This window comes from Aquabacterium sp. (assembly GCF_021768455.1).
In the GTDB taxonomy this organism is placed as follows: Bacteria; Pseudomonadota; Gammaproteobacteria; order Burkholderiales; family Burkholderiaceae_C; genus Aquabacterium.
This window is the reverse complement of the sequence record NZ_JAIZVX010000165.1, coordinates 1-8,592: the sequence shown is the minus strand read 5'-3', so window position 1 is coordinate 8,592 and position 8,592 is coordinate 1. Positions and strand designations below refer to the sequence as shown.

Below are 8,592 nucleotides of genomic sequence, written 5' to 3'. Positions count from 1 at the left end.
GATCACAAGGGCCACGGCAATCAGCCCCTGGCCGCTGGAAAGGCCTTCGTTCCAGCTTCCAGGGTAGTAAAGCGACAGGGACGCGCCACCGAGCCCCGCGATGAAGCCACCGGCCATGGTAGCCAGCACACGCACGGTGTTGACGGAGTAGCCCAGCGCCCGTGCGGCATCGGAACTGTCGCCGGCCATGCGTACGATCAGCCCCCAGCGTGTGTGCGCCAGCGCCCAGGCCATCAGCATGGCCAGGGCCACACCGATCGGAAACAGCGCATTGATGCGCAGCGCTGCCTGCACCTGCGGCGAATGGCTCCACGCCCCCCATTCCAGCGAGGGAATCTGTGCTGCCTGCGGCTGGATCAGTGGCTTGCCAAGGTAGAAAGCCAGCCCTGCACCCAGCAGCATCAGGGCGATGCCCGTGGCGATGTCGTTGACGCCCTTGAGTGAGCACAGCACGCCATGCAGGCCTGCGAGCAAGGCCCCCACCACACCGGCCAACAGCACCCCGGCCCATGGAGAGCCGCTGAGGTAGCTGCCCGCGAAGCCCGCCATGGCCGACAGCACCAGTACGCCCTCCAGCCCAAGGTTGATGCGGCCTGATTTCTCGGTGAGGCACTCACCCAGGCTCACAAAGAGGAAGGGGGTGCCCACGCGGATGGCACCGCCGAGCACGGCCACGGTCACGTCCAGCCAGAGATGGGCGTCGCTCATGCTGCCTCCTTTCGGCCTGCGGCCAGGGCCTGGGCCTCACGCGCCAGGCGGGCCCGGCTGGTTTCATGGGATGGTTCGCCAGCACCCGAGCGCGCGGCGCGCACCGTCAACCAATCCCCCAGGCGGCCACGCAAGGCCTCGCTGGCGAGGATCAACACAAAGGCGAAACCCTGCAGCACCAGCACCGAGGCATCGGGCAGGTCAAGGCGGCGCTGGAGCAGGCTGCCGGCGGCGCCAAATCCCCCGAAGAGGATAGCGACCGGGATGACGGCAAACGGGTTGTGGCGAGCCACGAAGGAAACGAGGATGCCGGTGTATCCCAAGCCCGCGATGATGGACGCATTGGCCGCGGTGTGGACCGCAGCCACTTCGATGCCACCGGCCAGACCCGCGCAGCCACCACCCAGCGCGCAGGCCGTGATGATGAGACGGTGACTGGGCAGACCGACCAGACGGGCCGCCCGGGCGTTGCCGCCCACAACCCTTGTGGCGAAACCATGGGTGCCACCGTAGAGCCACACCCCCGCCAACAGACAGGCGAACGAGCCCCAGACCAGCCCCCAGTGCACCTCGTAACCCGGCATGAGGCCGAGCAAGATGCTTTCGTCAAGCGGCAGGGTGGAGGGTTTGTTGAGGCTGCCAGGATCGCGCATGGGGCCTTCGACAAAATGCTTGAACAGGCCAATGGCGAGGTAGCCCATCAACAAGGACGAGATCGTCTCGTTCACGCCGCGGTGCTCTCGCAGCACACCCACCAGCGCGATCCAGGCGGCACCGGCCAGTGCGCTGGCCAAGAGCACCAGCCCGGTGCCGACCACGCCCGGGGGCGGGGGCACCAGGTAAGGCAGGCCTGCACAGGCCAGCCCCCCCAGGACCAAAGCACCCTCCCCACCGATGACCATCAGTCCCGCCTGGCGCGGGATGGCGACACACAGGGCCGTGAGCATCAGGGGTGCAGACCGCTGCAGGGTGTTCTGCCAGGAAAAGGCGTCACCAAAGGCCCCCTTGAAGAGCAGCAGCCAGGTCTCGGTCGGGCTGGTGCCTCCCAGCCACACGAAGCCCCCGAAAAGCAGCACCGCCCCGGCCAGCGCCAGCACCGGCAGGACCACACTGTCAAACATCCTCAGCAGCCGGGTGTCGCTCATGGCAGGCTCCTCTGCAACGCAGCGTGGGGGTCTCAGACCTTGCCGATCACGCCTTCAACCAGGTAGTTCATGCCTTCCAGCACCGGATCGATCTGCTTGATCGTGGTGCCTTTGGGGATCACGACCTTGCCGGTGTTGTCCTTGAGTTCTCCCTTGAAAATCTCGAACTCATCCTTGAGCATCAGGGCCTTGATGGCATCGGCGTTCTTGCGGGCGCCTTCGGACACGGCCGGACCGTACGCCGAGGTTTTGACAAAGCCTTCCTTGAGCCCGCCCCGCAGGAAGTTGGGGTGCGGCTTGCCCGTGCGGGCCGCCTCGACGATCTGCTTGTATGGGGTGACCCAGTTCCACTCGGCGCCAGTGAGATAGGCCTGTGGCGCCAGCTTGGCCTGAGAGGCGTGGTACCCGCAGACAAACTTGCCACGCTTGGCAGCGGTCTCCACGATCACCTTGGGACCATCGACGTGCATGGTGAAGACGTCCACCCCCTGATCGGCCAGGCTGTTGGTGGCCTCGGCTTCCTTGACGGGCATGGACCAGTCACCCGTGAAGATCACGGAGCAGGTGATGGCCGGGTTCACCGAACGGGCGCCCAGGGTGAAGGCGTTGATGTTTCGCAGCACCTGCGGGATGGGCTTGGCCGCAATGAAGCCAATCTTCTTGGACTTGGTGGCGTGGGCGGCGATGACACCGTTGAGGTACTGGGCCTCGTCGATGTAGCCGAAAAAACTGCCGACGGTTTTGGGGTGCTTGGCCGCATCCCACATGCCCCCGCAGTGCGCAAAACGCACATCCGGATTCTTCTTGGCCACATCCAGGATGTGGGGGTTGAAATAGCCGAAAGACGTGGGAAAGAGCAGCGTGGCACCGTCTTGCGAGATCATGCCCTGCATGGTTTTCTGCACAGCCTGGGTCTCGGGCACGTTCTCTTCGCCCACGATCTTGATGCCCGGCATCTTCTTGATCTCGGAGGCCGCCTCGAAATGAGACTGGTTGTAGCCGAAGTCGTCTTTCGGTCCCACGTAGATCATGCCGATGGTGAGAGGCTTTTGGGCCCAGACCCGCCCTGGCAGCCCTCCCAGCGCCAGCGAGGCCCCTGCGGCCCCCATGCCCTTGATCACAGAACGACGACCCGATTGTTCAACCGACATGCGCATCTCCTTGCACCAGCACATTGCACGATCACCCCCTGCGCACCAGCCTGAAGCACTGGCACGCAAGTTGATGTACCTTCTGGTATACAAGCACAAGCCATGCCCATTCGATGGCGGGCACTCGGCAAACGTCCTCCCTCGGGCGCGATCAGGGAAGGGGTGAGCGCTGAAGCAGTTCGTCGGCCACCCACTGACCAAGGCAGTGCCCCGCCAGGGTCGCGGTGTCCTGACCGGGCCAGGCCTCGGCCAGGTCGGCACAGACCTCGGCAAAGCAGCGGCCGCGCTGCAGGCCCGCGAGGGCCAGGTGCTCGGCGGCGCCCAGGCTGCGGAAATGCGGGCGCTCCCCCAGGCGCCACACCAGCACGTGCAGGGGCGAGGCCAGGGCCTGCACCGCGGGCGGTTCGGTGTCCTGGTCCAGTGCATGCCACAGGGCCAGGGTGTTGACCTGGCAGCACAGCAGGCTGGCCGAGGGCTGCAGGGCCCAGCCCACGGTGGCCCAGTCGGCCGGGGCGATGGCGGCCAGGTCTTCGCGCGAGAGGGCCGGGGCCTCGGCCGCATCGAAGGCATGGCGCAGGGCCCAATCCAGGCGGGCCAGTTCGGCCACCTCGGGATGCAGGCCCACGGGCGACTCGGGATCGGCCAGGCGCAGGCTCAGCCAGTCGGCCAGGCCCCCGCCATGAAAGCGCAGGTTGGGATGCAGGGACTCGGTGGCCTCGATGTGCTCGGAGGCCAGGGCGTCGAACCACGTGTCGCCCAGGTAGCGCAGGGTGTGTCCGAAGCTGTCGCGCAGCGTCTCCAGCAGGCGGGCGCGGTAGGCGTGGTGGTAGATGCCCAGGCGCTGGCGGGCGGCGGGGCCGCCTTGGCCGGCCCGCACGCGCACGTCGGCCAGGGCGGCCTCGTCACCGTGCAGCACATGGGCCTGGAAGCGGGTCTGCAGGGCCAGAAGGCCCTCGGGCGCCGCCGCGTTCATGGGGCGGTTCACACAAGGCATGGGGACGCCTCCGTGGCCAGACGACGGGCATGGTCCAGCTCGGCCATGAGCGCGGGCAGGGGCGGGATGTGGTCGTCTCGCTCGATCATCGTGGCGACCGGGCCAAAGCGGCGCAAGGCGGCCTCGTACAGCGCCCACACGGGCCCGGCCACAGGTTGGTCATGGGTGTCGATCAGGTGGTCGCCGTGGTCGCTGTGGCCGGCCAGGTGCAGCTGCTGCACCCGGTGGGCGGGCAAGGCCTCGAGGCAGGCCAGGGCGTCTGCGCCATGGTTCACGGCGTTGACGTGCAGGTTGTTGACGTCGACCAGCAGCAGGCAGTCGGCCTGCTCGCACACCGCAGCCAGGAACTCGCCTTCGCTCACCTGCGACGCGGCAAAGTCCACATAGCTGGAGACGTTCTCCAGCACCAGGCGGCGGCCCAGCACGTCCTGCACGCGCTGCACGTTGCGCACCACCACGGCCAGGGCCTCTTCGGTGTAGGGCAAGGGCAGCAGGTCGTGCAGCTGGCGGCCGTGCACGCCCGTCCAGCACAGGTGGTCGGAGACCCAGAGCGGCTGCACACGGTCGGCCAGGGCCTTGAGCTGGCGCAGGTAGGCCTCGTCGGGCCCGGCCACCGAACCGATCGACAGGGCCACACCATGCAGGGCCAGCGGGTAGCGAGCCCGGATGGCGTCGAGCATGCGCAAAGGCTTGCCGCCGGGCACCATGAAGTTGTCGCTGATGGCCTCCAGCCAGTCCACACCCGGCACGGGGTTGGCGGCCAGCAGCTCGGTGTAATGGGCCGTGCGCAGCCCCAGCCCGAAACCGGGCGAGGGCCGTGTCAGGCCCGAGGGCGCCTTGCGCCGATCGGGGTGGACTGACATGGCCTGGCGTCACTTGGCGCCGAGGTCGCCGATGGTGCCGCCCTGGTTGAGGCAGGCCTTGGCGTCCAGCGCCTTGAAGCCGTGCCCCTTGCAGGCGTTCTGGCCCTTGCAGCTGTGTTCGGCGGTCTTGCAGTCGCTGTTGCCCTTGCAGCTGTGCAGGCCGTAGCAATGCACCTTGTCGCTGGCGGCCACGGCGCCGCCCATGCTGCCCTGCGGGGCCTCGGCAGCGAAGGCGGCCGACGACAGGGCCATGAAGGCCGCAGCGGCGGCGAGGGAGGCGGAAACCGAAGAGGAAGAACGTGCGCTCATGTTGAAAGCTCCATCAAGACAGGAAGGGGCAGACTGACCGTCTGGTCCGCACACGGCGTGCGGGACAAGGAGGTGGTCGGGGAAAGGGCGCGCTTCTTACAGCGCGCCCCACCCTTTCTTCGCATGGCTTTCAACCGGCGCACTCGGCACCGGGTCCGGGGGTGGCCCCCGGTCGGATCAGGCGACCGCGCGGCGGCGCTCGTTGCGCCCGCGCAGCCACTCCAGGGTCAGCAGCATCAACACCGAGAACACGGTCAGCACCGTGGCCACGGCCGCGATGGCCGGGCTGATGTTTTCGCGGATGCCGGAGAACATCTGGCGCGGCAGGGTGGTCTGCTCCGGGCTGGCCAGGAACAGGGTCACCACGACCTCGTCGAACGAGGTGCCGAAGGCAAACAGGCCACCCGAGATCACGCCCGGGGCCACCAGGGGCAGCGTGACCTTGAAGAAGGCGTGCGTGGGGCTGGCGCCCAGGCTGTTGGCGGCGCGGACCAGGTTGTGGTCGAAACCCTGCAGCGTGGCGCTGACGGTGGTCAGCACGAAGGGCACACCCAGAGCGGCATGCACCAGCACCAGACCCAGGTAGCTGTTGGTCAGGCCCAGGGGCGCGAAGAACAGGTAGGTGCCCACACCCACGATCACCACCGGCACCACCATGGGCGAGATCAGCACGGCGGTCAGGATGCCCTTGCCGGGGAAGTCGATGCGGGTCAGGCCCACGGCGGCCAGGGTCCCCAGGATCATGGCCAGCAACGTGGAGAGCGGCGCCACGATCAGGCTGTTGCGCAGGGCGTTGGTCCAGATGCCGGAGCCAAAGAACTCTTCGTACCAGCGCAGCGAGTAACCGCTGATCGGGTAGAGCAGGAAGGAATCCTGGCTGAAGGACAGCGGGATGATCACCACGATGGGCGCCACCAGGAACAGCAGGATCAGCGCCACCAGGACGCGAAAGCCGTAGAACCAGAGGCGGTCAGGCAGGGAAGCGTAAGCAGGCAACATGGCGGGCTCCGGTCAGCGGTTGGTGGCGCGGAAGGTCGCGTTCCCGACCAGGCGGTTGTAGACGGCGTAGAGCACGACGATGGCGGCCAGCAGCAGGGCCGACAGGGCCGCGGCCATGCCCCAGTTGGTGGTCTGGTTGGTGTAGAAGGCCACGAAGTAGGCGGCCATCTGGTCCTTCGGACCACCCAGCAGGGCCGGCGTGATGTAGTAGCCGATCGAGAGGATGAAGACCAGGATGCCGCCTGCGGCCAGGCCCGGCACGGTCATGGGGAAGTAGACCTTCCAGAAGCTCTTGAACGGGGGGCAACCCAGCGAGACGGCGGCGCGCAGGTAGACCGGCGAGATGCCTTTCATCACGCTGTAGAGCGGCAGGATCATGAAGGGCAGCAGGATGTGCACCATGGCGATGTAGACGCCCACGCGGTTGAACACCAGCTGCAGCGGTGCATTGACCAGACCCAGGCTCATCAGCGCCTGGTTGACCAGGCCGCCCTCTTGCAGGATCACGATCCAGGAGGCGACACGCACCAGCACCGACGTCCAGAAGGGCAGCAGCACGAAGATCATCAGCAGGTTGGCCGTGCGGGTCGACTGGGTGGCCAGGAAATAGGCCACCGGGAAGCCCAGGGCCACGCACCACAGGGTCACGATCAGGCTGATGCCGAAGGTGCGCAGGAAGATGTCGAGGAAGACGGACTCGTCTTCACCGGCGCGGGTGATCTGACCGGCTTCGTCGCGCTTGAGGTCGAGCGAGGCCAGCAGGTAGTAATCGGTGTGGGGTTTGGCGTTGCGCGCGATCAGCTGCCAGGTGGCGGTCTCGCCCCACAGCGGGTTGAGGCCGATCAGGCCGACCTTGGGCGAGGTGCCCTCCTCCAGCGGCAGCTTGCGGGCCGTGCCCATGAAGAGCGAGCGCACGCCGGGCTGCTCCATGTTCAGGCGCTTGGCGGCCTCGGCCAGCTCCTTGCTGCCCTTGGCGGCCAGCAGGTCCTGCGCCAGGGCGGCGAAGGCCGCGTCATCGGGCAGGCCCTGGCCCGACCAGGCCTTGAGTTGCGAGGCGGTGTGCGGCAGGGCCGTGTGCACCTCGGGGTTGTCCACGCTCTTGGTGAGCAGGGTCGCGATGGGCCACAGGAAGGTGAACACCAGGAAAAGCGCCAAAGGCGCGATCAAGGCGCCGTACTTCAACTTCTTCAGGCGCTCGGCACGGCGCAACTGCACCTTCAGCGGCAGGGCGGTGCCGGATGCGGCCTCGGGCAATGCGTCGTCCATCGCGATCGAACTCATGGTGTCTGTCCTTGGGAATCAGGCCGCACCGGGGCACTCACCCCGGCGCAGCGCAGCCATCTGGCTTACTTGGCGGCCCAGGCGTGGAAGCGCTGTTCCAGGTCCTCGCCGTGCTCCACCCAGAACTGGGTGTTGCTGGCCACGGCCGTCTTCATGTTGGCCGCCGAGGTCGGCAGCTTCTCGGCCAGGGCCGGATCGATCTGCTTCATGCCGGCCAGCACGGTGGGGCCGTAGGGGATTTCACCGGCGAAGACCTTCTGGTTCTCAGCCTTGCTGACGGTGGCCAGGAACTTGTAGGACTGGTCCTGCTTGGCCGCACCCTTGGGGATGGCGAAGGATTCGACGTCGTAGATGTTGCCGGTCCAGACGATCTTGATGTTCTTGCCTTCCTTCTGGGCGGCGTCGATGCGGCCGTTGTAGGCCGAGCTCATGACCACGTCACCCGAAGCCAGCAGCTGGGGCGGCTGGGCGCCGGCTTCCCACCACTGGATGTTGGGCTTGAGCTGGTCGAGCTTCTTGAAGGCGCGGTCCACGCCGGCCTTGGTGCCCAGCACCTTGTAGACGTCGGCGGGCTTGACGCCATCGGCCATCAGCGCGAATTCGAGCGTGAACTTGGCGCCCTTGCGCATGCCGCGCTTGCCGGGGAACTTGCTCACGTCCCAGAAGTCGGCCCAGGAGGTCGGGGCGGTCTTGAGCTTGTCGGCGTTGTAGGCCATCACGGTCGACCACACGAAGAAGCCGACGCCGCATTCGGTCACGGCCGCACCCACGAAAGCGTTCTTCGGGGCGATCTTGCTGTAGTCCAGCTTCTCGTAGACGCCTTCTTCGCAGCCACGGGCCAGCTCGGGCGATTCCACCTCGACCACGTCCCAGCTCACCTTGCCGGCGTCGACCATGGCCTTGATCTTGGCCTGTTCACCGTTGTACTCGCCCTGGGCGATGGCGATCTTGCTGGCCTTGGTGAAGGGCTCGTAGAAGGCCTTGACCTGGGCCTTCTGGTTGACGCCACCGAAGGAGATGACCGTCAGGTCGGCATGGGCTGCGCCCGTCAGCAGGGCACCGATGGCCAGGACGATGGCCCGGGCACGCAGAGAAATCGTTTGCATGAGAAAGCGCTCCGTTCAGTGTGAACAGTGGGGTTG

9 protein-coding genes are annotated in these 8,592 nt (G+C 66.8%); all 9 read right to left on the bottom strand.

Annotated features, from left to right (window positions below; translation table 11 throughout):
* A partial coding sequence (locus tag QZ994_RS17035; protein WP_290874425.1) for an ABC transporter permease occupies positions 1 to 708 on the bottom strand: 708 nt, incomplete at its 3' end.
* Positions 705 to 1,853 carry an ABC transporter permease gene (locus QZ994_RS17030; RefSeq protein ID WP_290874422.1) on the bottom strand — a complete coding sequence of 383 codons (1,149 nt, stop codon included), beginning with the start codon at positions 1,851 to 1,853 and terminating at the stop codon, positions 705 to 707. The genes QZ994_RS17035 and QZ994_RS17030, both read right to left, overlap by 4 nt.
* A gap of 32 nt (positions 1,854 to 1,885) precedes the next feature.
* Positions 1,886 to 3,004: a BMP family ABC transporter substrate-binding protein gene (locus tag QZ994_RS17025; RefSeq protein ID WP_290874420.1), complete on the bottom strand. Its 1,119-nt coding sequence runs from the start codon at positions 3,002 to 3,004 to the stop codon at positions 1,886 to 1,888.
* Positions 3,005 to 3,155: 151 nt separating this feature from the next.
* Entirely contained in the window at positions 3,156 to 3,998 is an 843-nt protein-coding gene (locus QZ994_RS17020) for a DNA-binding domain-containing protein (protein WP_290874418.1), read from the bottom strand.
* A complete protein-coding gene (locus tag QZ994_RS17015; protein ID WP_290874415.1) occupies positions 3,986 to 4,861 on the bottom strand; it encodes a DUF692 domain-containing protein in 876 nt (291 codons plus the stop codon). The genes QZ994_RS17020 and QZ994_RS17015 overlap by 13 nt, the downstream gene beginning before the upstream one ends.
* Positions 4,862 to 4,870: 9 nt before the next feature.
* The gene (locus QZ994_RS17010; protein WP_290874411.1) at positions 4,871 to 5,170 is read right to left on the bottom strand and encodes a hypothetical protein; all 300 of its coding nucleotides are present in this window, start codon (positions 5,168 to 5,170) and stop codon (positions 4,871 to 4,873) included.
* A gap of 177 nt (positions 5,171 to 5,347) precedes the next feature.
* Positions 5,348 to 6,169, bottom strand: a complete 822-nt coding sequence (locus QZ994_RS17005; protein ID WP_290874408.1) for an ABC transporter permease — start codon at positions 6,167 to 6,169, stop codon at positions 5,348 to 5,350.
* A 12-nt stretch (positions 6,170 to 6,181) separates the two neighbouring features.
* Positions 6,182 to 7,450: an ABC transporter permease gene (locus tag QZ994_RS17000; RefSeq protein WP_290874405.1), complete on the bottom strand. Its 1,269-nt coding sequence runs from the start codon at positions 7,448 to 7,450 to the stop codon at positions 6,182 to 6,184.
* Positions 7,451 to 7,515: 65 nt separating this feature from the next.
* Positions 7,516 to 8,556 carry an ABC transporter substrate-binding protein gene (locus QZ994_RS16995; RefSeq protein ID WP_290874402.1) on the bottom strand — a complete coding sequence of 347 codons (1,041 nt, stop codon included), beginning with the start codon at positions 8,554 to 8,556 and terminating at the stop codon, positions 7,516 to 7,518.
* Positions 8,557 to 8,592 lie beyond the last annotated feature (36 nt).

Coding starts and splice junctions, on each gene's coding strand:
- QZ994_RS17030 (WP_290874422.1), bottom strand. CDS start 1,853: ATGAGCGACACCCGGCTGCTGAGGATGTTTGACAGTGTGGTCCTGCCG.
- QZ994_RS17025 (WP_290874420.1), bottom strand. CDS start 3,004: ATGTCGGTTGAACAATCGGGTCGTCGTTCTGTGATCAAGGGCATGGGG.
- QZ994_RS17020 (WP_290874418.1), bottom strand. CDS start 3,998: ATGCCTTGTGTGAACCGCCCCATGAACGCGGCGGCGCCCGAGGGCCTT.
- QZ994_RS17015 (WP_290874415.1), bottom strand. CDS start 4,861: ATGTCAGTCCACCCCGATCGGCGCAAGGCGCCCTCGGGCCTGACACGG.
- QZ994_RS17010 (WP_290874411.1), bottom strand. CDS start 5,170: ATGAGCGCACGTTCTTCCTCTTCGGTTTCCGCCTCCCTCGCCGCCGCT.
- QZ994_RS17005 (WP_290874408.1), bottom strand. CDS start 6,169: ATGTTGCCTGCTTACGCTTCCCTGCCTGACCGCCTCTGGTTCTACGGC.
- QZ994_RS17000 (WP_290874405.1), bottom strand. CDS start 7,450: ATGAGTTCGATCGCGATGGACGACGCATTGCCCGAGGCCGCATCCGGC.
- QZ994_RS16995 (WP_290874402.1), bottom strand. CDS start 8,556: ATGCAAACGATTTCTCTGCGTGCCCGGGCCATCGTCCTGGCCATCGGT.